The following is a 24,973-nucleotide window of genomic DNA, read 5'->3' as shown; positions in this document are numbered from 1 at the left end:
CTGTTGTTATATAAAAGTTGTTATATAACGCTGCTATATCAGACTCATCGTGATCAATACGCAGGTGGCGACGAACAGCACGAACCCCAGCAGTAGCACGATACCATCACGGGCAACCAAGCCTAACCCCAGCAGGGTAAGCGCAAGCCCCGCTCCGTTGGCCGAAAAGGGAATAAACTCCATCGGCGGCATGGCCAAGGCAATCAATAAGCACATCAAGGCAGTTACCCGGATACCGATGTAGCCCGTCAGCCAAGGTAATCGCACCCGCAATAGTCCATCTATCCAGCGGGCAGGCTTTTTCATCAGCTGAATGCCTTTATCAAACTTTTGACGGGAGAGAGAGCGTTTTAGCAACCAACGGGGCAGCCAAAACGCCTCACTTCCCGCTAGTAACTGTACGGAAACCAGCAATACCAATGCGGCCATTAAGGTCGGCATGCCGGGTATATCGCCAATGATCGGGGTGAGCGTAATCAGCCCGGCAACCAGCAGCAGCGGCCCAAACGAGCGCCGCCCAACGGCGTGAACAACATCGTCAACGCTGACCCGCGAAGCATCCTGCTCCATACGCTCAATCGAGCTGATTAGATCCATTAAATTCGAGTCTTCGTTGCGGTTATGCATCGGGTTTATTGCGCTCCTCTACGTGCAGTTTGGTACGGATAAAATCGCTATGGCTAACATACAGTAAATCCGCCAAGCGACGAATACGGTGCTCTTCAAGCGGGTCAACGCTGCCATCGGCCCAGGCCAGCTGCCACATTTGCGCGACCAGCTCACAGCGCTGGTCGTAGTTATAGTGCTCTTTGATCAGGCTAACAAACTGGTAATGATCGACGGCCTCATCCACTTCTGTTTGTGCCAACGTCATCAGCTCTTCCACATCGCTAGCGCTGAGCTGGTAGCGCTCGGTCAGCATAAGGCGCAGCGCGGCAAGCTCTTCATCGGTGGTGTCATAATCGGCGCGGACGATTTCACACAGCAGTGCTGCGGTGGCCAGTTCCAGGGTAAGCGTTTGATTTTCGCGCTGCTCGGGTTGCGCCAGCGAGCGCTGGAAGAAATCACTAATGGCGTTCAGCATTTTACTCTCCATTTATAGCTACCGACTTCTGACCGTACTTAAGCCTTGAAGTGCATTCATAGATATTGGGTAACTATTAAGTACGAGTTGCGGAAGCACTTAGGGTATACCCAAATGAGTATCACTGAGTGAAAAACCATTATTAAGCGGATACACATAGGGCAGCCTCAGGGCTGCCCTCTTTAGTGCGATGAGTGAGGATACTGACTAGCAGGTTATTGCTTATCAAGCAGAGTTTCCAAGCTATCTGCCGTCAGAATCTGTACTACCCACTCGTCTAGCTGCGTGTCTGAAGCCAATGTCAGGCGCTGATCTGCCCAATCGGGCATCTCACCAAACTTCAAGGCGATTTGCTTACGTAACGTACCTTCCACTCCTTCATGACGCCCTTCTTGACGCCCTTCTTGACGCTCTTTTTCTCGCTCAAAGCGCTCAACAGTGTTGACATAAGGCATGTGTTTTTCCTCCTGTATGGCGTAGACCGCCTGGACAAACTCAGACTCCAGAGCTCTCGGCAGTTGGAGCATCCAGTCGATGATATTGAACAACCGCACAATCTGTTCACGGCTGTAGCCTCGTTCATACAGCAGCCGAATGAGAGCAATCTTGACATCCTTACGCGTTGCACCGTCCTTCAATCGCTTAGCGTAGATCTGGGCCATGACCACCAGCGCAAAGACGTTATCGCTTGCTTCGAGCTTCGTCCAGTTTGCTTCCCAATCCATCAGTTTAGCCGTGGGGAAGGTAAAGGTCAGCTCGCATCCCCAGCGCTGATAGCGAAAAGTGGTGGGCCGGAAGCTATCGCGGATATCTGCCAACACCGCCAAGCTCACCACATCCACCCCGTAGCGGTCACGTAGCCGGTACTGATAGGTGTACATTCGCTCAGAAAACGCCTCCTCCGGCTCCCCCTGCACCTCAACGTGGATCAGAACCCACGTCTCGCTGCCATCCTGTGCATAGACCTTGATCAACTTATCGGCGTAACGCCTGCCACTGTTGGCATCCGCTGTGATCTGCTGTAACTCCTTATCGAGAAAGCTAAAGCCTTTCGACCAATCCACTTGTTCATGAATGGCTGGGAACAGCAGATCCAAAAATTCCTGGAAGTACCCATCAAGCGCCATTTTCCAAGGACTGTCGTGGTCAGCAGGCTGGGAGGTATCCGCTTCACTCATGCAAACTCCTATTCCACTACTCAAATGCTAGCACAGTGACGCCTAGCTAGCGCGATACCCCTTCATGCTATCTGCACGTCAACAAAAAAAGAGCTCTACTGACGAGATGCCCTTACCTCAATCCTTCTTGGTAAGCTGCTCTCTTAACTGCTTGGGCACTTGCTTGATAATCAGGCGATCCTGAGTGGCGTCATACTCGATGCTTGAGCCCAGCAGGTGCGAATCAAAGCTAATCGAAACGCCACCCGCTCGGCCGGTAAAGCGGCGGAACTGGCTCAAGGTGCGCTTATCGGGAGGGATCTCCGGCGAGAGCCCGTAATCGGCGTTGCGAATATGGTCGTAAAAGGCTTTCGGCTGCTGTTCGTCCACCAGCCCAGAAAGCTCTTCCAAGGTCATTGGCTCGCCACGGCGAAGCTGTTCATTGGCGTAATCCACCAGCGTGTCGGTTTTTTCTCGGCTCACCTCGTCGTCGTAATCCTCTTTCTCGACGTAGTCGCTAAACGCTTTTAGCAGCGTGCGGGTTTCGGCCGGAGCATCGACGCCCTCTTCCATACCCAGCAATGCGACCAAACCCTCAGCGAGTTTTTTACCGCCGCGATCTTTGAGGAACGAGACATACTGGGCATTCGGTGCCTCGCTCTGCCATTGGGTAAGATTGATACGCGCCGCCAGGGTAAGCTGGCTGGTGTTGAGCTGGGCAGCAGGCACCGCGTGGTGGTCATCATTAATGCCAATCCCTTCGCGCTGGTGCACCAATGCCATCAGCAGCGTTTCAGTATCACCTTGGCGCTGGTGGCTGAACACTAAGTAACCACTTACTGACAACTGCTCCTGAAGCTGCTTGGCGAGCCGTTCAGCCAGTGCAACAGAAAGCTCAGCAAAGCTTTTATCGCCAGCAAAATAGTCGCGCAGCCACATGGCAAGCGGCCCTGCCTGTTCGCCCTCTTCGACAAAGCGCCCCCAGCCTTTGGGCTTGGTGTTGTAGGTGTCATTGAGCGCACCCACTAGGCTCGCCATCACCGAATCGTCACTGGGCGCTGCCTGCTCTGATTGAGGCGCAGCGGTTAGGGTTAGGCGCTCACCGTCAAGCGTCGGATCGAGGCGGTGCACAATACTTTGCAGTAGTGGCATAAAGGTCTAATAGCTTCCAGTGTTTAAAAAAAGAGTCAGGGTTTGAGGCGGTAACCGGTACGGAAAATCCAGCCAATGGCGACCAGGCAGGCCGCGAGAAAGAGGGCAATCATGCCCACACTCGCGGCAAGGCTTACATCGCTGATACCGTAAAAGCTCCAGCGAAAGCCGCTCACCAGATACACCACGGGGTTTGCCAGGGTAATGGTTTGCCAAAACGGCGGCAGCATATCAATGGAGTAGAAGCTGCCACCCAAAAAGGTCAGCGGGGTGATCACTAACAGCGGCACCAGCTGCAGTCGGTCAAAGCCATCGGCCCAAATGCCGATGATAAAACCCAGCAGGCTAAAGGTGACAGCCGTCAGCACCAGAAAGAACAACATCCAAAACGGGTGGGCGATTTCCAACGGTACAAACAAGCCCGAGGTCGCCAAAATAATCGCCCCCAGCAGAATCGATTTCGAGGCCGCCGCCCCCACGTAGCCGATCACAATTTCTAAATGCGAGATAGGCGCCGACAACAGCTCGTAAATACTGCCAGAAAACTTCGGAAAGAAGATGCCGAAAGAGGCGTTTGAGACGCTCTGGGTGAGCAGCATTAGCATAATCAGCCCCGGCACAATAAAGGCGCCGTAGCTAACCCCGTTGACCTCACTGATGCGCGAGCCAATTGCGGCACCAAAGACGACGAAGTAAAGCGACGTGGAGATGACCGGCGAGACAATACTTTGCAGCAGCGTGCGGCGCGTGCGCGCCATTTCCGCCATATAAATAGCGCGAACGGGATGCAGGTTCATGCTCGCTCCTTAACCAAATCAACAAAAATATCTTCAAGCGAGCTTTGCCGAGTATTCAGATCTTTAAAGGTGACACCCTCTCGCTCAAGTGCGGTCAACAGCTCTGAAATAGCGTGACCATCCTCTTCCTGGCTACCGTCATAGGTGTAGATCAGCTCGTACCCTTCAGCGGCCAGGCTTAGCTCAAAGCGCTGCAGGTTTGCAGGTATCTCTGCCAGCGGGCTGTGCAGGTTCAGGGTTAGCTGTTTGCTGCCCAGTTTGCTCATTAACGCCGCTTTTTCTTCCACCAGCACCAGCTCACCGCGATTGATAACGCCGATGCGGTCGGCCATCTCTTCGGCTTCTTCGATGTAGTGGGTCGTCAAAATAATCGTCACGCCGTTATCGCGTAGCTGGCGCACCACTTCCCACATATCCCGGCGCAGTTCAACGTCGACCCCTGCAGTGGGCTCATCCAAAAACAGTATGCGCGGTTCGTGGGAGAGCGCTTTGGCGATCAGCACGCGCCGCTTCATACCGCCCGAGAGCGTCATTAAGCGGTTGTTGCGCTTATCCCAAAGCGTTAACGACTTGAGCACTTTTTCGATATGCGCTGGGTTAGGGGCTTTGCCAAACAAGCCACGGCTGAAACTAACGGTATTCCAGACAGTTTCAAACGCTTCATTGGTTAGCTCTTGAGGCACTAAACCAATAAGCTCCCGGGCCTGGCGGTAGTGGGTAATATTGTCGAAACCATCTACCAGCACATGACCGGCGGTGGGATTGACCAAACCGCATACCACACTAATGAGCGTGGTTTTGCCCGCCCCATTGGGGCCAAGCAGGGCAAATATCTCGCCACGCTGGATAGTTAAATCAATATGGGTCAACGCCTGAAAGCCACCCTCGTAGGTTTTGTTCAGGCCGTTAATGGTAATAATCGGGTCGTTCAAGGCGTACTCCTCACGCCGCGGTCTAACAACCGCGACGCTTGACGGCCTTCTTAGGCAGAATTAAGAGCGTTTTGTTAGGAAAAGTTAAGAGCGTTCGGTAACTTCCAGTAGGTGGTAACCAAACTGGGTTTTTACCGGGCCGTGGACTTGGCCTACTTCGTCATTGAAGACGACTTTGTCGAACTCGGGCACCATTTGACCGGGGCCAAAACTACCGAGATCGCCACCTTGACGACTAGAGGGGCAACTGGAGTGCTCTTTAGCGACTTCAGCAAAGTCGCGGCCATTTTGAATTTCTTCTTTCAGTGCTAGGCACTGCTCTTCACTGCTGACCAAAATGTGGCGGGCGCTGGCGCGTGTCATAGTTTACTCCTAACTAATGATGTTCTGAGGGGTCATTCGGGGCGGTAGTTTACCACGGCTTACCCAGGGCTCCGCTATAACGCAATGCTTCGCCCACACGGGCCAAGGCGTGTTCGTGATCGCTTGCCGACTCTGGCCCGCGAGTACAGGTGACAATCACCCAGGGCCCTTGTGTTGCCGTATCCGCGTTAGTGCGCTCGGCTATACCGGCATCGCAGCTACGCCGCTGCTGAGTGCCGGTTTTATGGGCGAAGCTTATACCGCTTCCCATACCCGCCTTAAGACGCTGTTTGCCGGATCGGGTTCGCTGCATAACCGCCAACAGCGTTTGCCGCTGCTCGTCATTTAAATCATCCATGGCACTTCCTTGTTGAACAGAGTGCAGGCTGGCGAGCAGGTCGCCAAAGGCGCTTAGGGTGCCCACGTTTTCACCACTGGCTTCGTAAGCATCAAACGCATGGTCGTAATCAGGCTGGGTGAAGGACGCCGTACTAACGTCTAGAACGCGGGCTAACGCCTGACCACGCTGGCTCACCGAGTGCTGACGCAGGGCGATAAAGTCCATTCCGCCAAGCTCTCGCGCATCAGGGTGGAGTTCACCGTAAACGCCTTGGCGTACGCCGACCAGTTTAGAGATAGGGCCTATCTCATCAGGGTTACCACCGCTTGCGGCAATCATCGCACGGGCGCGTGCGTTAACTACCGCCAGCCCCACGCGGTCAATCAGCATATCGGTGGCAGTGTTATCGCTGACGGTAATCATCTGCTCCATCAAGTAACGGATAGAGATAGGCGTGCCGGGGTCGTGCCAATTAGTGGGGCCCGCGCCATCGACAAAGTCACTACGCGCAAGCGTTAACCGATCATCCAACGTCAGCGTACCCATCTGGCGCTCTGCAAGCACCTGCGCTGCCACCGGTATTTTAATCAGCGAGGCTAAATACCAAGAGTCATCGGCGCGCCATGAAAACGCTTCACCACTGGCGAGGTTTTGTACATAAACACCCAGCCGTCCCTCAAAGATGTCTTCGATAGCCTTCAAGCGCGCGGTTAAATCGCCCTGCCAGGCGCTCTTTTTATCGACTTCATAGTACCAATGAGCATCGTACCAATTTGTATCGTACTCATCTGCATGAGCAGGGAGCGCTATAATCAGCGCTACTGCCACCAGCCCACGTTGTATCCAGTGTCGCAAATCATAACTCCAGCAGTTATTAATCGCTTTTAGCGGTGGTGAGCCATCCAACGGGTCAACCAAATCCACCCCGCAGCGCCAAGTATTAACAGCCCGCCTACGCCAAGCGCCTGTGGATAGGTGTACATTCCCTCGCCTTCCCACAAAAAGCGCAGCACTAAAAAGATCATCACAATATGGAAAATAAACGCTTTAAGGGCATTTGAACCGACCATCGTCAGCGGCAAAAGTGCCTTGGCGGCTTTGGCGCCACCGGCTAAAGCGAGGGCTAACAGCACCAGCGCACCGCCCAGGCTAAACAGCATAAACTCAAGGCCTGGGGGGTGTTTGCCGACATTGTTGGCCACCGCCAGCATTGCCGCTTGTACATCGCCACTAATAAACGCCAGCGCATAAAAACTCGCCACCATTAGCGCTCCCAGGCTTAACAGAGTGAGCACTAAGCGGTGCCGTTTGGCGGAGTCGAAGTAGCAGCGCAGCAACGCTTCGCCGATGAGAAGGCCCACCAAAATCAACGGCGCGCGACTGATCTGCCCCCAGGTGTAATGGTCTTCATGATCCACCAGCAGCGCCTTCAGAATATCGTTGCCACCAAACGTAAGGCTTTGCAGCCAAATAGTGAGTGCGGTTAATGCACCAATGGTGGCGAGTCGACTCCAGAGCGGCGCCCGCGCCCAGGGCGGCAGAATCAGCGGCACCCAAAGCAGCGCGATGGCGTAGAAGCCTAAGATTTCGACCCAAATGGCAAATCGGCCATAGAGCAACGCATCGACGATCTCGCTGGGCGAGTAGAACGGCAGCATCTCAATGACAAGGAGCGCTTTGTACCAGAACCACACTTCTACAGCGCGCAGCCATAGCTTTAACCGGCGCTTAGGCCAGTCATCGCCTTGAGTGTGGGAAAGAAACGCCACCGCCAGGGCAATACCAAACACCACAATAAACAGCGAAGAGGAGAACTTAGTCAGCAAATGAACCGGCACCATCCCCCAATCGGGTACATTTCGAATGCCGACTAACCCACTGACTGAATGGCTAATAATCATCAAGCCGATGGCGATACCACGGGCTAGGTCAATCGCCGCTATGCGGCCCTCGGCCTTGGGCAGTTGGGGCTTGTCTGTCCATTTTAGGGGCGACCAGTTCAGGGGCATCGAGACATCCTTGTGGGTAGCGTTCTCAAATTGTTAAGCGCGCCGATGCTTAACACCTTAGCGCGAAATTATATCGTGCGCTTTGGTTGATACTGTTAACGGCCACACACAAAGATGCCCCGCAGTTGGCGGGGCATCCGTCGACTCATCCTTAAGCCCGAGAAAAGTTATTCCTTAAAGATTGCAATTACCAGCCGGAATCATCCTCCTCTTCATCGGTGGCGGGTACTTCTTGCTCCTCTTCCTCTTCTTCGTAAGTGAATTCTTGCTCTTCCTCTTCATACTCAGTGCCTACATCCGAACCTTTATCTTGCTCAGTGTCGTAGCTGTTGTAGGTACCTTGATCATCCTGCGTCGTTTCTTCTTGCGGGGTCGGTTCTTCGTACTCGTCACTGCTGTCCACTTGAGCAAACGCAAGTGGGCTGGCCATCAGGCCAAATGATACACCTAGGATGCCAAGTTTCTTGAGAGATTCCGTCTTCATCATGATACTGCTCCTATCAAACGTTGCTACTTAAACATCGGTGCGAGCATCGCACTGGGTTTAATGGGTAAGAGCGTCAGGTCGTCCTACCTGTTCCACTCTTACCTACTGCATTGCAGTGCCCGTGCCAGCCTGTGCCAATCGTTAACAAAAAGCATTGTTAAACAATTGCTTATATGTTTTAAACACACACCAACCCTTTGATTTTATTAATAAAAACTAGCCTTATACTGTTTAAAATAGACACATGATCCCCGGTTAATCATGCAATCGGGGCAACAAAGTGAAAGTGACTTACTCGTAAGCCATTTCTTCGAGCTCTTTCCCGCGCGTCTCTTTGACGAAGTAGATAACAAAGAAGACAGAGGCAACGGCACTGATCGCATAAAACCCATAAGCGCCAAACAGCCCGATAGACGCCAGCATGATAGGGAAGGTCATGGTGATACCGAAGTTGGCTAGCCATTGGAAAAGACCGGCAATCGCCAGCCCCGAGCCGCGCATTTGATTGGGGAACATTTCACCCAGCATGACCCACATCACCGGCCCCCACGAGGCGTTAAAAAACAGCACATAAAGGTTGGCGCACAGCAGCGCAAATACGCCCATATCACTCGATAACTGTAGGCTGCCATCCACCATCGTCGCTGTAGAAAACGCATAGGAGAGGCACGCCAGTGTCCCCGCCATGCCAACCGAACCACCCCAAAGCAGCGGTTTGCGTCCAATTTTGTCGATCAGCGCAATGGCGAGCAGGCAGGCACCAATACTCACGGCGCCAGAGATCACATTGATGAGTAGCGCATCGCCTTCGGAGAAACCCACTGACTGCCATAGCACTGCGCCATAGTAGAAAACGACGTTAATGCCCACCAACTGCTGGAAAACCGCCAAGCCAATACCCACCCAGACGATGCCATGTATCTTGCCCGTGGAACGGTTGATCACATCTTTCAACCGTGGCTTGTGATCTTGATCCAGAGTGGTATTAATTTCATCAATTTTGCTGCTGACATCACGCTCAGGCATTACTAACCCAAGCACACGGCGGGCTTCGCCCTGCTTACCGGTGCTGATCAGGTAGCGCGGGCTTTCAGGAATAAACAGCAATGCCACCAGGAAAACGGCAGCCGGTATCAGTTCAATCCAGAACATCCAACGCCAGGTCGCGAAGCCAAACCATAGTTCTGACATGGCCGAGCCCGCTACATAGGCCAAGACATAATTACTCAAAAATGCCATAAAAAGGCCAGAAATAATCGCCACCTGTTGAATAGTAGCTAAGCGTCCTCGGTAGGCCGATGGTGCTACCTCACTGATATAAGCCGGGGTCATGACACTGGCGGCGCCTACGGCAAGCCCACCGAGAATGCGATATATCACAAACTCCATAGAACTACCGGCAACGCCGGAGCCCCAGGCACTAATCAGGAAGAACACCGCCGCCACGATCAACAACGTACGGCGGCCAAAGCGATCCGCCAGGCGACCCGCAAAGAAAGCACCGATCGCGCAGCCCAGTAGCATCGACGCCACATTAAAGCCCGTGCCTGCGCTATCGGAGTTAAAAGAGGCCTGTAGGCCATCCACAGTGCCGTTGATCACGCCACTGTCGAAACCAAACAGGAAACCGCCGATGGCGGCAATACAACAGATCACCAAGATATACGATGAGCGGCTTAGCGTTCTTTGTGTTGTCATTATCTAGCTCCTTGGATTTGTTATTGAGCGTTGTTTTGCGTATTGGTAGTTGGAAAAATTGAAAATCGTCAGTGATATAGGGTGCTTTCGTGACGGGTTGAAGGTTGCTGCAACGCGCCATCAGGCAACCGCTTTCCATCGGCATCAAACGCGTGGAGCTGGGCCTGCTGGGGAGTGATAAAAAGCGTATCGCCATGGCTAAGATCGACATCGCCAGAGAGACGGACGGTGAGCGGGCCGGTCTGCTCGCTATCTATATAGGCGAAAGCATCAGCACCCAGCTTCTCGATGAATCGCACACGTCCTTTCCACTCGCCCTTCTCGCGGCTCACCTCTAGATGCTCGGGCCGTATGCCTAGAGTGGTGGCACCGTAAGCCGCCGCTAGGTCACCTTCGATCAAATTCATTTTCGGCGAGCCAATAAAACCCGCCACAAACAGCGTTTCGGGGCGTTGATAAAGCGCCATGGGCTTGCCCATTTGCTCAATCTTCCCGGCGTTCATCACCACAATGCAGTCGGCCAGGGTCATCGCCTCGACCTGATCGTGGGTGACATACACCATGGTGGTTTCGAGCCGTTGATGCAGTTCGGCCAACTCGACCCGCATGCGGTTGCGTAACGAAGCGTCCAGATTAGAGAGCGGCTCGTCGAACAGAAATACGCCGGGGCTGCGCACAATGGCACGGCCAATGGCCACCCGCTGGCGCTGCCCCCCAGAGAGCTCAGCAGGTTTACGCTCGAGCAGATCCTCAAGATTGAGCAAACGCGCGGCCTCGGCCACTTTGGCTTCCCGTTCTTTGCTGGGCACTTTTGCCAGCCGCATGCCGAAGTCGATATTGCGAGCGACCGTCATGTGCGGGTAAAGCGCGTAGGACTGGAAAACCATGGCAATGTCCCGGTCACTCGGCTCGGCAGTGGTAACGTCTTCCCCGCCGATAGTGATCGTGCCCTGGGTCACGGTCTCCAGGCCTGCAATCATGCGCAGCAAGGTGGATTTTCCGCAGCCAGAAGGCCCAACCAGCACAGTGAAAGAGCCATCTTCGATATGTAGATTTAAATCAGGGATTACCGTGGTTTTGCCATGAAACGTCTTTTCGATGTCGCGTAGTGTTACTTCAGCCATGAGCTTATCTCGTCTCTGAAAGAGGGGCGCGGCGATAGCAAAACGCCTGGAAATCGGCGGGGGTGCCGCGTCCACTAATGTCGTGGGCGGCCATTCCTAGAAAATTGCCGGTGAAATAGCCGTGGGCACGACCACTGCCTTCGTCGGAAAGCAGGCCAGCATCTAACGCAGGACCAATCGATTGCCAGGGCTGATCTCCCTGGGCATAGCGAAAGCGCAGCTCCCGGGCGTGGATATCCAGCCCAAGCCGAATCGTGGCATCAGGTTCAATGCGGATGCCTTGTTCGGCGATACTCAAGTTGCCGTTCGGCCAATCATCCAGGCAACTGATAATGCTAAGCACTTTGTCGCCTGCATCGTTCAAGGTCACCGCTAAATAATGGAACTTGAAGCGGTTGTAGTAGGCGATAAGCCCGGCAAACTGCTGAATATCCTCGGGTTCAAAGGTGAGTGTCGTTTCGGCACTGCAGTGGATGCTGTCCTGGCGGCGCGCCACTAACGCCTGCTCAAACCAGGAACCTACCGATTCACGGCCAAAAAGACGTAAGTAGCCGGACCGTTCGGTGAGCGAAAACAGCCGTTCCGGGTAGGGGGTACGCAGCCACTGAAACGCATCGGGCAGCGTTGCTGATTTGAAATCGTAGTGCTCCGTATGAGCAGGTGGCTTCTGCGTCACCCCACTCATCGCCACCTTTAACGCTGGTGCCTTGTCCTCATCAGCGAGCCGTAGCCAACCATCTTCACCCCACTCCACGCGCTGAATAGCAGTCTCGCGCCCCATCGGCGATAGCCGAGTGCCTGACAGGGGCCTGCTGCATAAATGCACCAGATAAGTGTCACCTTCAGGGGAGTCGACCAAGTCTGCATGGCCAGCCCGCTGTAGCGGGTTTTCAGGATCATCTCGACTCGTCAGAAGTGGATTGTTGGGATGTACCTCGTAAGGGCCTGTCAGCGTTTTTGAACGCGCCATGGTCACCGCATGCTGGTAACCCGTGCCACCCTCGGCCACCAAGAGGTGGTACCAACCATCGCGCCGGTAGAGATGCGAACCTTCTGTGAGCTTCATTTCGGTACCGGCAAAAATATTGGTGATATCGCCCACCAAGCGGCGTTGCTCAGGATCATACTGTTGCAGCACTATTCCGCCGAAACGATCCCTCCCTTCGCGCTGGCGATAATCCCACTGCAGGTTGATCAACCACTTTCGGCCATCGGTATCGTGAAACAGTGAAGGGTCAAAGCCACTTGAATTCAGGTAGACCGGATCGCTCCAGGGCCCCTCGATACGCGGCGCTGTCACCACGTAATTATGTCCATCCTTGAAGTTCCCCTCATAACGTTTCATGTCGGTATAGACCAGCCAGAACAGCCCGTCGGCGTAGCTTAAGCAAGGCGCCCAGATGCCGCATGAGTCCGGATTGCCGCGCATGTCCAACTGGCTGGCACGGCTCAAGGGCCGTGTGACCAACGTCCAGTTAGCCAAGTCACGGGATTGATGAATCTGAACACCGGGATACCACTCAAAGGTCGAAGTAGCGAGATAGTAGTCGCCGTCTACCCGACAAATGGAGGGGTCGGGGTTGAAACCGGCCAGAATAGGGTTATGGATGACATCGTTCATTATGGATCCTCCTTTATCCCTTAACCGAGCCGCCGGTCAGGCCAGCCACGATGTACTTCTGGGCGGCAAGAAAGAATATAACCGCCGGAATGATGGTTAAGGTCACGAAGGCTAGAATCATGTTCCACTGGGTAAGGTACTCCCCTTGGAACTGCATCATGCCCAGTGGCCAGGTATAGATAGAGCGGTCGTTGAGCACCACTAACGGCAGTAGGAAGTTGTTCCAGCTCTGCACAAAGACAAACACGCCCACGGTGGCCAGAATGGGGGTCGAGAGGGGCAGCGTGAACGACCAGAAGAAGCGTAGATAGCTACACCCATCGACGTAGGCCGCTTCAAAAAGCTCTTTGGGTAGTTGGTCGAAGAAAGCCTTAAAGAGCAGGATGGCTAACGACAAACCAAACGCTGTCTGGGGCAAGATCACCGCCCAATAGGTATCCAGCAGGCCCAAATCCCGCACCTTGATAAACAGCGGCAGAATGGCCGCCGCAAAGGGAAACATCAGGCCGAGCAGCAGATAGGAGAGGATCATCTTGGCGCCGAAGAAGCGGATCTGCGAAAACACATAAGCCGCTGCGGCCCCCACCACCAGGGTTAAAAACACCGTCATTAACGAGATGAAAAAAGAGTTACCCAAATAGCGCCAGAAATTGCCGTCCAGCAGGATGCCGATGTAATTGCCGGCATCCCAACTATCAGGCAGCCACAGCGGATTGGTACGCAGCTCTGAATTCCCCTTGAAGCCACCGAAAAATGCCGCTAATAGGGGACCGATCACCACGCTCGCTACCACGATCAGGATGATCACGCGCAGGGTGTTACGGGTAGTGATACTTTTCATGCCTTACTCCCCTTGCCGGTGGTACGTTGGTAGAAGAAGGCGATTCCGATAGCGAGCACAAACAGCACTACCGCAGCGGCGCTACCAAAGCCAATATTGAGCCGTGAGAGACCGAAGCTGTACAGGTAGGTAACGATGGTGTGGGTCGAGTTAGAGGGGCCGCCGTTGGTCATCGGGATGATAATGTCGAAGATCTGTAGCGAACCGATAATGGCAAAGAAACCACTCACCACGATGGCATGCTTAATCAGCGGGATTTGTACAAAAAGCGCCACTTGGCGGGGTTTAGCCCCTTCAAGCTTGGCGGCTTCAACCAGATCCTTGGGCACGCCCTGCAGGGCGGCAATGTAGATCATCATATGGAAACCAAAGTACTTCCAAACGATCACGGTCATAATCGCCGGAAACGCCCACTGGTGGTCGGCCAGTACATATACCGACTCCTGGCCCATGGCATGCAACAGCGAACTGGTAATGCCGTAGTCGCCGTCAAAAACAAAGCTCCAGATGAGCCCCGCGGCCACTTCCGCCAAGATGTAGGGCAGGAAAAACACCAGCCTAAACAGAGTATTGGTGGGCGTTTTACGGTACACCAACAGTGCTAACCCCAGTGCCAGGGGCATCTGAATCAGTAGTGATACCAGTATCAGTTTGGCGGTATTCCACAGCGCGGTATGAAACACCGAGTGATCGAGCAGGCGTTGATAATTTTGTGAGCCGACAAAGTCACTGGGCGCACCGTAGCCATTCCAGGAGAAACCGCTGTAATAGACGGCATCCGCTAGTGGCAGAATGACGAACAGCGAAAAAAGGATTAACGCCGGTGGAAGCAGGATTAATAGCGCGGTGAATTTACCGCTCACCAAACCTTTCTTCACCCGGTCAGCATTCCCTCTCCGCGGCACGGCGGTTCGGTCAAGCGTGGTCATGGCAAACTCCGAGCCAGAGCAAGAATAAGCACAAGCAGCATCGCTTGTGCCCTCACAAGAGATGGATCATCTAAATTGCCAGGCCTCTTCGACCCGGGCTGCGGCCTCTTCGGGCGTCACAACGCCTTGCGCCAAATCTCCGCTGATATCATTAATCGTCGCACCGACAGACGTACCCAGTGCTTGATCCAGAAACACCTGATGAAACTCAGACTCTTCAAGAATTTCTGCAACGCGGCGAGCATAGGGCGTTTCAAGGGCTTCCGCTGAGCCCTCGGCTACCGGCACAAAGATGCCTGTAGCGGCGGCCTTACGCTGATTGTCGGCATTGAGCAGAAAACGCAGGAAGTCGATTGCTTCATCGGGCGCATCACGGGTGACAGCAAAACCGTTCATCCCGCCAAAACTCTGTGCATTGCCCTCACCACCCTCGACCTCTGGAAAAGGGACAAACAGCAAGTCGTCATCCGGGACGCCCTCGCCACTCACTGAGCGCTGCTTGGAAGGAAGATAATCCCAGTCGCCCATCACGTGGAAGGCGGCCTCGCCATCGCCAAACATGCCGCTGGCACGCTCGTAGGAAGTGGCCATAAAGCCGGGCTGAAATGGGTCAAGCTCAACAAGCGACTGCAGCATCTCTCCAGCGCGTACAAAGGGCTCGCCTTCAAAGCCGCCGTTTTCACCATTTTTCGCCGCTTCGATGCCCTCGCCACCGGCCAGGCGGGTGACTAAAGAGCCCCAATAGAAATGCAGCGGCCAGCCATCCTGGCCACCGACCACCAGCGGCGTTATGCCCTCTTCCCGCAGCGCTATCACGGCGTTTTCAAAATCCTCCCAGGTCTTGATCGCTTGCGCATCAACTCCCGCCTTTTCTGTCAGGGCAGTGTTCGCCCAGATACCCACCACCGTGGCGTAGAGCGGCGCGCCATAGACACGATCATCCAGGGTGAAGGCGCGTACTGCAGATTCTGGGTAGATATCCTGCCAGCCATCGCGCATCGGCTCGCTCAGATCGCGGACAAACCCCGCATCCACCTGATCGCGCAACCCCTCACCGCCCCAGGTGTAATAGATATCCGGGCGCTGGCTGGACTGCAGCATGGTGGGCAGGCGCGTTTTGTACGCCTCGTTGGCAAGGTATTCGAACTCGACATTAACGTCGGGGTGCTCCGCCTCATAGGCGGCAACCACTTCCTCGTAGTAGCGTTTTTCAGCGCTACTGCTTTCAATCCTTAGCACCGTCACCGTGGTATCGGCGGCTGCGGTTACTGACCCCAAAGCAGCAACAGCGGCAACAACCAGCGCTAAGTGACGAGGGCGTGAACAGGGCACGTTGTATTTGTTAGATACGTGCATGAAATTCTCCTAATGTTATTTTAAAGCTTGCTGTTGAATCATCCATCAAGCCCAGCCCGCGTCTACCGCCAACTCCTGAGCGGTGATGGCCTGGCTTTCGGCACTGGCTAAAAACAGCACCGCGGGGGCGATATGCTGGGGTTCAAGGCGCATTTTTAGGCACTGGCGTTGTTGAATGGCGACTTCGTCGCCGGGGCTAATCCACTTTTCGAGCTGCCGCTCGGTCATCACCGAGCCGGGCACCAGTGTATTAACGCGAATATTGTGCTCGCCCAGTTCCCGGGCCAGGCTGCGGGTCAAACCGTGCACGGCCGCTTTGGCAGTCACATAAGCGGGCAAACCGCCTAACGCCATCTGCACGCTGACCGAGCCAAAATTAATGATCGAGCCACCGCCCGTTTGCATCATCTGTTTTGCCGCTGCCTGGGCAGCAAAGAACATCGGCCGCAGGTTGAGCGACATACGTTCATCCCAATAAGCAACATCCACATCCTGCCAGGCGTGACGATCATCGCTGGCAGCATTGTTGACCAGGGTATGGATTGGCCCGAGGTGCTGGCCGGTCTCGGCGATAACCTGCTGTAGGCTGGCCACATCGCGAATGTCGCAGTGGTGGTAGTGCGGTGCCTCGCCGGTCTCGGCGCGGAGCTCTTCGACCAGCGCTTCGCTGGCCTCATCGTTAATATCGACGAACACCACCCGCGCGCCCTGAAGGTGAAAGGCTCGGGTAAGCGAGGCGCCAATGCCGCTGCCGCCGCCGGTAATAAAGACCACACGCTGTTCAAGGCTTGTATAGCGCGCTGAGTGCTGATTCATATTGTTTCCCACCTTTCTCTTTTAGGCGTGCTTTAACCGCGTTTTAAATATCCACCCACTGCCCACCGGCAGCGGACGAGGTCAGCGCGCGGGTAATAAACGTAAGACCATCGACACCGTCGGCGACTCCCGGGGTTTGCAACGCCAGCCCATCGGCGCGCTCACCCCGTTGATGAGCGTGAATTTGCACAGCGAAATCGCGATAGAGCTGGGCAAAGGCTTCGAGATAGCCTTCCGGATGCCCCGGTGGAATGCGTGCAGCCGCCATGGCAGCTTCGCCCAGGCCAGGGCCGTTGCGGGTCAATATCCGTGGCGGCTCTCCCAGTGGCGAATGCACTAGCTGATTGGGCGTTTCCTGGCGCCAGACAAGGCCACCCTTGCTGCCATAAACGCGTAGCTGCAGACCGTTTTCGTTGCCCGGCGCGACTTGGCTAGACCACAGCATGCCCCGCGCGCCGCCCTTGAAGCGCAGCAGCATATGTACGTTGTCATCCAACGCTCGCCCTTCGACAAAGGTGTGCATATCGGCGGCGAGTGACTCCAGTTGCAGGCCGGTCACATAGCGCGCCAGGTGGTAGGCGTGAGTGCCGATATCACCCAAACAACCTGCCGGGCCGCTGCGTTTGGGATCGGTGCGCCACTCAGCTTGCTTGACGCCGCTCTCTTCCAGGCGGGTGGAGAGCCAATCTTGCGGGTACTCCACCTGGACGACGCGAAGGTCACCCAGCTCACCGTTGGCGACCATTTCACGCGCCTGGCGTACCAGCGAGTAGCCGGAGTAGTTATGGGTTAAACCGAAGAACAGCCCCGTCCGTTCCACCAGCTCGGCGAGGGTTTGCGCCTCGTCCAGGGTGATCGTCATCGGCTTGTCGCAGATGACGTGAAAACCCGCTTCTAAAAAGGTGCGCGCCACGTCGAAGTGAACATGGTTGGGGGTCACAATGGCGACCACATCGATGCCATTCGGCCGCTGCTGCTCCGCTTCGGCCATGGTCTGGTAGTCGGGGTAAGCGCGTTCGGCGTCAACGTGCAGCTCCGCGGCGGCGGCCCGGCTGCGATCAGGGTCAGAGGCAAAGGCCCCGGCAACCAGTTCGAAATGGTCATCCAACCGCGCGGCGATGCGGTGCACCCCGCCGATAAACGCTCCTTGGCCACCGCCGACCATGCCCAGGCGCAGCCGACGCGGCGTGTCGTGTTGATTGCTCATGTCGTATTGCCCTCCCCTTTGGTTAATTAAGACCCAAAATGCGGCGATTGGCGGCCTCGTCGGAGCCGCCGTCAGCGAAGTCATCAAACGCCCGCTCGGTGACCTCAATAATGTGGTCGCGAATAAAGGCTGCGCCTTCACGGGCGCCGACTTCCGGATGCTTCAAGCAGCACTCCCACTCCAGCACCGCCCAGCCGTGGTAGTCGTTGGCCGCCATCCAGGAAAAGATCGACTTGAAGTCGATTTGGCCATCGCCCAGGGAGCGAAAGCGCCCCGCGCGCTCTGTCCATGACTGATAGCCTGAGTAAACGCCCTGCTTGGGGCTGGGGTTAAACTCGGCGTCCTTAACGTGAAACATCTGAATATGGTCGCGATACACGTCCAGAAAGCCGCGGTAGTCGAGCTGCTGCAGGATCAGGTGGCTAGGGTCGTAAAGGATGTGGCAGCGGGGGTGGTTACCGACCCGCTCAAGGAACATCTCAAAGGTGATGCCGTCGTGCAGGTCTTCGCCGGGATGAATCTCGTAGCAGAGGTTCACGCCCGCTTCATCAAATGCATCCAGAATCGGCCGCCAGCGATTCGCCAACTCGTCGAACGCCGTCTCGACCAAACCCGCCGGACGCTGGGGCCAGGGATAGATGAACGGCCACGCCAGCGACCCGGAAAAGGTGCCGTGGTCGGTGAGGCCGAGATTTTGCGATGCCTTGGCGGCCAGCTTTAGTTGATCAACCGCCCAGGCCTGGCGCGCCTTGGGATTTCCGCGCACTTCGGGCACCGCGAAGCCGTCGAACATCTCGTCATAAACGGGATGCACGGCGACCAACTGGCCCTGAAGATGGGTGGAGAGTTCGGTGAGCGCCAAGCCGTGTTCGGCCAGTGTGCCTTTGATCTCATCGCAGTAGGTGCGGCTCTCGGCAGCACGTTTGAGATCGATCATGCGTGCATCCCAGCTGGGAATCTGCACGCCCTGATACCCAAGCCCCGCCGCCCAAGCAGCAATGCTGTCGAGGCTATTAAAGGGGGCTTCATCACCGGCGAACTGGGCGAGAAAGAGCGCTGGCCCTTTGATTGTTTTCATAGGACTCTCTCAATATCGTTTGGATTAAGTGCTTGGGTAGGCGCGGGAAGGAGTGGTGCTTTTACCCGCGCCTATTAATCACTACGCAATCAATACGCGGTCAGAACGGCGAATCGGGGAAGTAGTACTGCTCGGCATTCTCCTGGGTAATCAGCGGCGAGCCTAGAATGTACTCACCCAACACCGGGCCATTGGAGACAAAGTGCTGTACGGTCAGGTCCATGGCGGTGGCGATCATGGCAGGTGGATACAACACGTCCACTGGCACCAGCTCATCACCATCCATCACCCGTTTAATAATGTCCTTCATGCCCGCCCCGCCGACGATAAACAGCTCGTCTTCACGATCCGCTTGGCGCACTGCTTCAATTACCCCTAGCGCGATATCGTCATCCTGGGCCCAGACGGCGTCGATATTGTCGAAGCGCGATAGGTAGTCCTGCATCACTTCAAAGCCATCATCACGGTTCCAGTTGGCATGCTGCATATCGAGGATGTTGACCTCGGAGCCTTCGATCGCTTCCTGGAAGCCCTGCACCCGCTCATCGTCGATCACCGTGGGAATACCGCGCAGCACCACAATGTCGCCCTGATCATCAAGGCGCTCGCGGATGTACTCGCCGGACACGCGGCCTAGTTCATGGTTATTCCCCGCTACATAGAGATCCTGGATCCCCTCTTCCGTCAGGCCTCGATCTACCACGGTGACGAACACCCCGGACTCTTTAACCCGGCGCACCGGATCGGTCAGTGGCCCAGATTCAAACGGCAGCACCACCAGCGCGTCGATGTTGCGCAGCGACACCAAGTCTTCTAGATCATTGGCCTGCTCGCCGGCCGTGCCTGCTGTGGAGATGGTGATCTCAATGTCAGGATAGAGCGCCTCAAGGCGTTTTTTGGCCTCTTCGGCATGGTAGTTAACGCCCCCCGTCCAACCATGGGTGGCGGCGGGAATGGAGACACCGATGGTGTACTCCTGGGCAACCGCGGCGCCGGAGAGCCCTATTGCTGAAGTGAGTGCTGCAGTAGTGACGCAGGCCTTCACTGCTGTCTTGATGGTTCGCATAGTGATGCTCCTTTCGTGTTTGTAATTGTTTTGCTGTTTTTACTTGCTGTGTTGCGAGCTGCTAAGGGTTGATGTTGCGAACGTTTTTCTGGTTTTTACATTCGTTTCAGTGCCTTAAGGCGCTGCTTTTCTCCACGAGGCACGCTGCAGGTAGACCGCCACAATGATGATGATCCCCTGCACCGTCCCGTTGAGATAGTTAGAAATGGCATCGGTCAAGTTGAGAATATTGCCAATCATGGTGAGCATGATGGCGCCCACCACCGTGCCCCAGATACGCCCATGCCCGCCCTTGAGCATGGTGCCGCCGATGATGACTGCGGCAATCGCCTCTAACTCCCAGAGCACCCCGGTGGCACCCGATGCAGAGCCCAGCCGGGGCACATAGATAATCGTCGCCAAAGCCACGCACACACCCTGCAGCATGTAGGTCATGGTTTTGATGCGATCGACGTGAATAGCGCTGTATTCGGCCACTTTTTCATTGGAGCCGATGGCAAAGCAGTAGCGCCCGAAGCGGGTGTAGTTGAGCAGAATGTAGCCAACAATGGCGACAAATAGAAACACCCAGACCGGAATGGTGATGCCCAGGAAGCTGCCGTAATACATCGGCCGATAGATATCACGCACTGCCCAGTCCAGGGTAAGGGTGCCGCCATCGGCGAGGTACGTGACCAGTGAGCGGTAAATCCCCATAGTGCCGAGGGTGACAATAAACGCCTCAATTTTGCCTTTGGTAGTCACCATGCCGTTGATAAAGCCAGCGCACAGCCCCAGCAGCAGCGAGGCACCCACGCCGAACAGCACGGTGGTCAGCCCTGCGCCAAACTGCTCGACGAGGCTGTTCATCAAAATAATCATCACCCCGGCAATAAAGGCCGCCATTGCCCCTACCGAAAGATCCAACCCGCCGGCGGTAATCACGAAGGTGGCGCCGATGGCAATAATGCCGATAAAGGCACTGCGGGTGAGCATGTTCGAGAGATTATCCAGCCCCAAAAAAGCCGGATTAATCAGCACGCCCAGTAGCGCCAGAACCACCAGTGCTACAAAGGGCCCCCAGGTTTTCAGGTCTATGGCGAAGCCTTTTTGCTTGATCATTTGGTTAGCTGCTTTATTAGTCGTTTTGTTATTAGCCATGACGCTGCTCATCGACCTCTGCTCCCTTAATGCCGGATGCGTACTGCATGATTTCGTGTTCGTTTATTTGCTCGCCTTCAAGCACCCCGGTGAGTACCCCGGCGCACATTACCGCCACCCGGTGGGAAAGGCCGATCAGCTCGCCCATTTCTGAAGAGATCAATATCACCGAGCAGCCCGCCTCGGTTAATTCATGGATAAAGTGATAGATCTGGTGCTTGGTACCCACATCGATGCCCCGGGTCGGTTCATTGATAATCACGACTTCAGGGTCAATGGACATCACCTTGGCGAGCAGCAGCTTTTGCTGATTACCGCCGGAGAGTTCGGCAGCGGTGCGCGCTGCCGTCCGCAGGCGGATATCAAAGCGCTGGATGGCCTGTTGAAAGGCCTGCTCTTCACGCCGGCGGTCAATAAGCGGATGGCAGTGAGCGCGTAAATTGAGCAACGTAACGTTGGAGCGCAGATCCATATTGAGCACCAGGCCTTTGCCTTTTCGATCCTCAGTCAAATAGGCAATCCGCTGATGCACCGCATCACGCAGGTGGCGCAACACCACCGGCTGGCCGTTGCGCAGCACTTGGCCTGCACTTTTGCCGCGTAGGCCCAGCACCGCTTCGATCAGCGCAGTGCGTCCGGCGCCCACGATGCCACCAAACCCCAACACTTCCCCCTGGCGCAGGGTAAAGCTGGCCTGTTTAACGGCCCCGGGCACCACCATACCCCGCGCTTCCAGCACCACCGGCGCATCGGAGGGGAGATGCGTACGCGGTGGGTACATTTCAGTGATCTCACGCCCCACCATCAGCCGTGCCAACTCCTCCTTGCTGCGTCCAGTCATGGAGCCGCTATCGACCAAATGGCCGTCGCGCAATACCGTCACGCGGTCGGCAATCTGCTCAATTTCACGCAGTTTGTGGGAGATATATAGAATCGCCACGCCACGCTGGCGCAAACGGTCGATGAGTGCGAACAGCACCGATACTTCGTTTTCCGTCAGCGTGGCAGTGGGCTCGTCCATAATCAGCACGCGCACATCCCGGGTGATCGCCTTGGCAATTTCCACCATCTGCTGATCAGAGGTGCTGAGGTCTTTTACTCGAGCGCGTGGATCAACGTCGGTTTCGAGTTCCAACAGTGCCGTCCGGCTGCGTTCCCGCATGGCTCGTCGATCCAGAAACACTCCACGGCGCAGTTCGCGGCCCAAGAAGATGTTTTCCTCTACGCTGAGCTGTTCCGCCAGTACCAACTCTTGGTGAATCATTACCACGCCGTCGGCCTCTGCCTCACCGCTAGAGCGGTAGTGTCGTTGGCTGCCGTCCACCACCACCTCGCCCGAGGTGGGTCGAAGGTAACCGGCCAGGATTTTTACCAGGGTCGATTTACCGGCGCCGTTCTCGCCTAGCAGGGCGTGCACTTCGCCCGCCTGCAGGTCGAGATCAACGTCGAATAACACTTGGTTTTCGCCAAACGAGCGGCAGAGTTTGCGCGCTGATAACAGCATGAGGCCACCTGATGAAGTCTGTTGTTATTGTGTTGGGGGCTTATCAACATCGATTGATTTAGGTTGATGCTTGATTTACTTTAGGTGCTAAAATAAATATTTGCATATGCAACTTAGGTCGTATTTTGACAATTGCGCTCACACCCCACGATGAGAGCGCTCAGCAATGTGCAGCACTGCTTTTTTCAACACGAACTATAACGGCGACCCTATGGCCCTTCCGTCGACTGACACTAGCCGCCTCGACAACACCCTGGCGGTGATACGCACTCTGCGTGACCAAGGATCGGTGGCACGCATCGACCTGGGCGCACTCAATGGCATTAGCTCTGCCACCGTCACCTCGATCAGCGCCGAACTACTCCAGCAGGGGTTGATCACGGAACGGCCCCCCGAAACACCCCGCCCCACCGGGCGTGGCCGACCAAAAACCTTGATTGAACTCGACCCTAATGCCGCCTGCGTGGTGTGTATCAAGCTATCGATCAATGAGATCCAGTTGGTGGTGGGCGATTTTTCGGGCCAGGTACGCCATAGCGAACACCACGCGGTGCCCACCCTGACGCTGAGCGCCGACGACCTGGAAGCGCTGCTGGAAGAGAAGATCAGCACTGTTTGCGCGCAACAGCTAAAGGGATTTCAACGATTGGCGGGGATCTGTTTGGCAGTGCAGGGGGTAGTCTCGTCGCAAAGCGGTACGATTATCTGGTCCCCCGCTTTAAGCTTTCGTAACGCACCGATATCGACGCGATTAGCGGAGCGTTTTCACTGCAGCGTACTGCTGGAAAACGATGCCAACTGCATCGCCAGCGTTCTAGCGGCACAGCCCGCCTATGCAGACTGCCCCAACTTGGTGGTCATTATGCTGGGCTACGGTATCGGTATGTCGGTATTGATTAACGGCGTGCCCTTTCTAGGTGCCAATGGCTCAGCGGCGGAGTTTGGGCACAGCAAATACCAACCCGATGGCGCCCTGTGCGCCTGCGGGCGACGGGGCTGCATTGAAGCTTACACTAGCGATTATGCGCTCTATCGCGCCGCCGCCGATCATTTAGCGCTTCCCTCCGGCGACAGCGCACACCCCTCAGAGCAGCAGATGCAAGCGCTGACACAGTTAGCATTAAAAGGCGACCCGACAGCCCAGCGTATTTACGCCGAGGCTGGGCGGGCGTTGGGGTTCGGCATTGCCAATGTGCTGGCGCTCTTTAACCCCGATCTAGTGCTGATTACCGGCTCCGGCGTGCGCGGCTTTGACGCCATGCAAGCCGCCATGCACACCGCCATTGACGATGCCCTGGTGGCCGAACTGATGGGCACCACCCGCATCGAACACTGCGCCTGGGATCGCGACATGACCTGCATGGGAGGCATCACCATGGCGCTAAATGCCACCGATGGCGAGACGCTGTTAGATAGCCAGGCTAAGTCCGGATCGGCTACTTGCCTGTAGCCAAAAGGTCGATTAGCATGAAAATGTACAAGGGAGTATTTTATGTCTATTCATCAATTGACACAAAAAGTTAAGGCAGCTGGGCAGAACCGCACTCATGAGCAAAGAATGAAATTGCTTAAAGATGCGCACATCCTTGATTCACAAGGACGTCTTGATAAGCGTTTTTTCAGTCCATCTAAGTCTAAAGGCAACCATACGGCACACGTTAAGACCTAATGTATTCATCAAAACCGACAATTGTCTATGGTTTTCATGGGTTAGATAAAGATATTGCCATCAGTATCCTGAACCAAAAATCTGAATTCAAACACAGTAATAATAAGTATGATTGGCTGGGCAATGGCGTTTACTTTTGGGAAAATAATCTTGAAAGAGCGCATCAGTATGCCCTTCAAGATAGCCAGCGGGCTGCTTCTAATGTTAAAGATCCCTTTGTACTGGGCGCAGTAATTGAGCTCGGCAACTGTCTGGATTTGCTTGACCAAAAATATAATGATTTTCTTAAAGAAGCTTATCAGCAGCTAAAAGACGATTTAGAGGCAGAAGGTACACCACTGCCTGAGAATAGATCGTTTGGAAAAACAGATTTTGATTTTAAAGCCCGTGAGCTTGACTGTGCTGTAATCCGTTATGCATGTGCATTAGCCAAGGAACAGGGTGAACCCTTTGACTCTGTTAGAGCCGCGTTTATCGAAGGCGATCCACTATACGATGGAGCCAAGTTTTTTTTCTGAAAACCATATTCAACTTGCCATCATTAATCCAGATTGTATAAAAGGAATATTTCTTCCAAGACAATCTACTCAAGAGATTGAGCTC

25 protein-coding genes are annotated in these 24,973 nt (G+C 55.1%); 3 read left to right on the top strand and 22 right to left on the bottom strand.

Annotated features, from left to right (window positions below; translation table 11 throughout):
• Window positions 1-33 precede the first annotated feature (33 nt).
• The 22 genes from E0L35_RS01600 to E0L35_RS01495 form a co-directional block, all read right to left on the bottom strand.
• The gene (locus E0L35_RS01600) at window positions 34-627 is read right to left on the bottom strand and encodes an exopolysaccharide biosynthesis protein (RefSeq protein WP_009287523.1); all 594 of its coding nucleotides are present in this window, start codon (window positions 625-627) and stop codon (window positions 34-36) included.
• The gene (locus tag E0L35_RS01595; protein ID WP_138799404.1) at window positions 620-1,084 is read right to left on the bottom strand and encodes a TerB family tellurite resistance protein; all 465 of its coding nucleotides are present in this window, start codon (window positions 1,082-1,084) and stop codon (window positions 620-622) included. Before E0L35_RS01595 ends, E0L35_RS01600 begins: the two co-directional genes overlap by 8 nt.
• Window positions 1,085-1,299: 215 nt before the next feature.
• Complete coding sequence (locus E0L35_RS01590; RefSeq protein ID WP_138799403.1) at window positions 1,300-2,262, bottom strand: hypothetical protein; 963 nt, start codon at window positions 2,260-2,262, stop codon at window positions 1,300-1,302.
• 117 nt (window positions 2,263-2,379) lie between these two features.
• A complete protein-coding gene (locus tag E0L35_RS01585) occupies window positions 2,380-3,393 on the bottom strand; it encodes a nucleoid-associated protein (RefSeq protein WP_009287522.1) in 1,014 nt (337 codons plus the stop codon).
• 35 nt (window positions 3,394-3,428) lie between these two features.
• Window positions 3,429-4,190: an ABC transporter permease gene (locus tag E0L35_RS01580; protein WP_009287521.1), complete on the bottom strand. Its 762-nt coding sequence runs from the start codon at window positions 4,188-4,190 to the stop codon at window positions 3,429-3,431.
• Window positions 4,187-5,122 (bottom strand): ABC transporter ATP-binding protein, encoded by a 936-nt coding sequence (locus tag E0L35_RS01575; protein ID WP_027956942.1) that lies wholly within the window; start codon window positions 5,120-5,122, stop codon window positions 4,187-4,189. The genes E0L35_RS01580 and E0L35_RS01575 overlap by 4 nt, the downstream gene beginning before the upstream one ends.
• An 84-nt stretch (window positions 5,123-5,206) precedes the next feature.
• Complete coding sequence (locus E0L35_RS01570) at window positions 5,207-5,485, bottom strand: peptidylprolyl isomerase (protein WP_027956943.1); 279 nt, start codon at window positions 5,483-5,485, stop codon at window positions 5,207-5,209.
• A 49-nt stretch (window positions 5,486-5,534) separates the two neighbouring features.
• On the bottom strand, window positions 5,535-6,653 hold the full coding sequence (locus E0L35_RS01565) for a serine hydrolase (RefSeq protein WP_249362074.1): 1,119 nt from the start codon (window positions 6,651-6,653) through the stop codon (window positions 5,535-5,537).
• 56 nt (window positions 6,654-6,709) lie between these two features.
• The gene (locus tag E0L35_RS01560) at window positions 6,710-7,834 is read right to left on the bottom strand and encodes a heparan-alpha-glucosaminide N-acetyltransferase domain-containing protein (RefSeq protein WP_138799402.1); all 1,125 of its coding nucleotides are present in this window, start codon (window positions 7,832-7,834) and stop codon (window positions 6,710-6,712) included.
• A 187-nt stretch (window positions 7,835-8,021) separates the two neighbouring features.
• On the bottom strand, window positions 8,022-8,318 hold the full coding sequence (locus tag E0L35_RS01555) for a hypothetical protein (RefSeq protein ID WP_138799452.1): 297 nt from the start codon (window positions 8,316-8,318) through the stop codon (window positions 8,022-8,024).
• Window positions 8,319-8,612: 294 nt separating this feature from the next.
• Window positions 8,613-10,019 carry a sugar porter family MFS transporter gene (locus tag E0L35_RS01550; protein WP_009287519.1) on the bottom strand — a complete coding sequence of 469 codons (1,407 nt, stop codon included), beginning with the start codon at window positions 10,017-10,019 and terminating at the stop codon, window positions 8,613-8,615.
• A gap of 68 nt (window positions 10,020-10,087) precedes the next feature.
• On the bottom strand, window positions 10,088-11,143 hold the full coding sequence (gene ugpC, locus E0L35_RS01545) for a sn-glycerol-3-phosphate ABC transporter ATP-binding protein UgpC (RefSeq protein WP_138799401.1): 1,056 nt from the start codon (window positions 11,141-11,143) through the stop codon (window positions 10,088-10,090).
• Window positions 11,144-11,147: 4 nt separating this feature from the next.
• Window positions 11,148-12,764 carry a glycoside hydrolase family 43 protein gene (locus tag E0L35_RS01540; protein ID WP_138799400.1) on the bottom strand — a complete coding sequence of 539 codons (1,617 nt, stop codon included), beginning with the start codon at window positions 12,762-12,764 and terminating at the stop codon, window positions 11,148-11,150.
• 13 nt (window positions 12,765-12,777) lie between these two features.
• Window positions 12,778-13,605 carry a carbohydrate ABC transporter permease gene (locus E0L35_RS01535; RefSeq protein WP_008959441.1) on the bottom strand — a complete coding sequence of 276 codons (828 nt, stop codon included), beginning with the start codon at window positions 13,603-13,605 and terminating at the stop codon, window positions 12,778-12,780.
• Window positions 13,602-14,534, bottom strand: a complete 933-nt coding sequence (locus E0L35_RS01530) for a sugar ABC transporter permease (RefSeq protein WP_009287517.1) — start codon at window positions 14,532-14,534, stop codon at window positions 13,602-13,604. The genes E0L35_RS01535 and E0L35_RS01530 overlap by 4 nt, the downstream gene beginning before the upstream one ends.
• A gap of 66 nt (window positions 14,535-14,600) precedes the next feature.
• Window positions 14,601-15,890, bottom strand: a complete 1,290-nt coding sequence (locus E0L35_RS01525) for an ABC transporter substrate-binding protein (RefSeq protein WP_138799399.1) — start codon at window positions 15,888-15,890, stop codon at window positions 14,601-14,603.
• Between the two features lie 45 nt (window positions 15,891-15,935).
• Window positions 15,936-16,706, bottom strand: coding sequence for an SDR family oxidoreductase (locus E0L35_RS01520; protein ID WP_022521945.1), 771 nt, complete (start codon window positions 16,704-16,706; stop codon window positions 15,936-15,938).
• A 43-nt stretch (window positions 16,707-16,749) separates the two neighbouring features.
• Window positions 16,750-17,913 carry a Gfo/Idh/MocA family oxidoreductase gene (locus E0L35_RS01515; protein ID WP_138799398.1) on the bottom strand — a complete coding sequence of 388 codons (1,164 nt, stop codon included), beginning with the start codon at window positions 17,911-17,913 and terminating at the stop codon, window positions 16,750-16,752.
• Between the two features lie 22 nt (window positions 17,914-17,935).
• Window positions 17,936-18,991, bottom strand: coding sequence for a sugar phosphate isomerase/epimerase (locus E0L35_RS01510; RefSeq protein ID WP_027956952.1), 1,056 nt, complete (start codon window positions 18,989-18,991; stop codon window positions 17,936-17,938).
• Between the two features lie 100 nt (window positions 18,992-19,091).
• Complete coding sequence (locus tag E0L35_RS01505; RefSeq protein ID WP_009287515.1) at window positions 19,092-20,057, bottom strand: ABC transporter substrate-binding protein; 966 nt, start codon at window positions 20,055-20,057, stop codon at window positions 19,092-19,094.
• A 114-nt stretch (window positions 20,058-20,171) separates the two neighbouring features.
• Window positions 20,172-21,197: an ABC transporter permease gene (locus E0L35_RS01500; protein WP_223828102.1), complete on the bottom strand. Its 1,026-nt coding sequence runs from the start codon at window positions 21,195-21,197 to the stop codon at window positions 20,172-20,174.
• Window positions 21,190-22,701, bottom strand: coding sequence for a sugar ABC transporter ATP-binding protein (locus tag E0L35_RS01495; RefSeq protein ID WP_138799397.1), 1,512 nt, complete (start codon window positions 22,699-22,701; stop codon window positions 21,190-21,192). The genes E0L35_RS01500 and E0L35_RS01495 overlap by 8 nt, the downstream gene beginning before the upstream one ends.
• A gap of 211 nt (window positions 22,702-22,912) precedes the next feature.
• On the opposite strand from E0L35_RS01495, the gene E0L35_RS01490 reads away from it, so the two are divergent.
• Genes E0L35_RS01490 through E0L35_RS01485 form a run of 3 tightly spaced genes read left to right on the top strand, consistent with a single transcriptional unit; the run spans window position 22,913 to window position 24,888 of the window.
• Entirely contained in the window at window positions 22,913-24,151 is a 1,239-nt protein-coding gene (locus tag E0L35_RS01490) for an ROK family transcriptional regulator (protein ID WP_138799396.1), read from the top strand.
• Between the two features lie 42 nt (window positions 24,152-24,193).
• Entirely contained in the window at window positions 24,194-24,370 is a 177-nt protein-coding gene (locus E0L35_RS26210; RefSeq protein ID WP_022521938.1) for a hypothetical protein, read from the top strand.
• Window positions 24,370-24,888 carry a hypothetical protein gene (locus E0L35_RS01485; RefSeq protein ID WP_212751644.1) on the top strand — a complete coding sequence of 173 codons (519 nt, stop codon included), beginning with the start codon at window positions 24,370-24,372 and terminating at the stop codon, window positions 24,886-24,888. The genes E0L35_RS26210 and E0L35_RS01485 overlap by 1 nt, the downstream gene beginning before the upstream one ends.
• The last annotated feature ends 85 nt before the right edge of the window (window positions 24,889-24,973 follow it).

Source organism: Halomonas sp. ATBC28 (genome assembly GCF_005937175.1).
Lineage (GTDB): Bacteria > Pseudomonadota > Gammaproteobacteria > Pseudomonadales > Halomonadaceae > Vreelandella > Vreelandella titanicae.
This window is presented reverse-complemented; position numbering and strand designations above follow the sequence as displayed.

Coding starts and splice junctions, on each gene's coding strand:
- E0L35_RS01580 (WP_009287521.1), bottom strand. CDS start 4,190: ATGAACCTGCATCCCGTTCGCGCTATTTATATGGCGGAAATGGCGCGC.
- E0L35_RS01550 (WP_009287519.1), bottom strand. CDS start 10,019: ATGACAACACAAAGAACGCTAAGCCGCTCATCGTATATCTTGGTGATC.
- E0L35_RS01485 (WP_212751644.1), top strand. CDS start 24,370: ATGTATTCATCAAAACCGACAATTGTCTATGGTTTTCATGGGTTAGAT.
- E0L35_RS01570 (WP_027956943.1), bottom strand. CDS start 5,485: ATGACACGCGCCAGCGCCCGCCACATTTTGGTCAGCAGTGAAGAGCAG.
- E0L35_RS01560 (WP_138799402.1), bottom strand. CDS start 7,834: ATGCCCCTGAACTGGTCGCCCCTAAAATGGACAGACAAGCCCCAACTG.
- E0L35_RS01590 (WP_138799403.1), bottom strand. CDS start 2,262: ATGAGTGAAGCGGATACCTCCCAGCCTGCTGACCACGACAGTCCTTGG.
- E0L35_RS01515 (WP_138799398.1), bottom strand. CDS start 17,913: ATGAGCAATCAACACGACACGCCGCGTCGGCTGCGCCTGGGCATGGTC.
- E0L35_RS01505 (WP_009287515.1), bottom strand. CDS start 20,057: ATGCGAACCATCAAGACAGCAGTGAAGGCCTGCGTCACTACTGCAGCA.
- E0L35_RS01500 (WP_223828102.1), bottom strand. CDS start 21,197: ATGGCTAATAACAAAACGACTAATAAAGCAGCTAACCAAATGATCAAG.
- E0L35_RS01600 (WP_009287523.1), bottom strand. CDS start 627: ATGCATAACCGCAACGAAGACTCGAATTTAATGGATCTAATCAGCTCG.
- E0L35_RS01525 (WP_138799399.1), bottom strand. CDS start 15,890: ATGCACGTATCTAACAAATACAACGTGCCCTGTTCACGCCCTCGTCAC.
- E0L35_RS01540 (WP_138799400.1), bottom strand. CDS start 12,764: ATGAACGATGTCATCCATAACCCTATTCTGGCCGGTTTCAACCCCGAC.
- E0L35_RS01520 (WP_022521945.1), bottom strand. CDS start 16,706: ATGAATCAGCACTCAGCGCGCTATACAAGCCTTGAACAGCGTGTGGTC.
- E0L35_RS01595 (WP_138799404.1), bottom strand. CDS start 1,084: ATGCTGAACGCCATTAGTGATTTCTTCCAGCGCTCGCTGGCGCAACCC.
- E0L35_RS01510 (WP_027956952.1), bottom strand. CDS start 18,991: ATGAAAACAATCAAAGGGCCAGCGCTCTTTCTCGCCCAGTTCGCCGGT.
- E0L35_RS01530 (WP_009287517.1), bottom strand. CDS start 14,534: ATGACCACGCTTGACCGAACCGCCGTGCCGCGGAGAGGGAATGCTGAC.
- E0L35_RS01535 (WP_008959441.1), bottom strand. CDS start 13,605: ATGAAAAGTATCACTACCCGTAACACCCTGCGCGTGATCATCCTGATC.
- E0L35_RS01490 (WP_138799396.1), top strand. CDS start 22,913: ATGGCCCTTCCGTCGACTGACACTAGCCGCCTCGACAACACCCTGGCG.
- ugpC (WP_138799401.1), bottom strand. CDS start 11,143: ATGGCTGAAGTAACACTACGCGACATCGAAAAGACGTTTCATGGCAAA.
- E0L35_RS26210 (WP_022521938.1), top strand. CDS start 24,194: ATGTCTATTCATCAATTGACACAAAAAGTTAAGGCAGCTGGGCAGAAC.
- E0L35_RS01495 (WP_138799397.1), bottom strand. CDS start 22,701: ATGCTGTTATCAGCGCGCAAACTCTGCCGCTCGTTTGGCGAAAACCAA.
- E0L35_RS01555 (WP_138799452.1), bottom strand. CDS start 8,318: ATGAAGACGGAATCTCTCAAGAAACTTGGCATCCTAGGTGTATCATTT.
- E0L35_RS01585 (WP_009287522.1), bottom strand. CDS start 3,393: ATGCCACTACTGCAAAGTATTGTGCACCGCCTCGATCCGACGCTTGAC.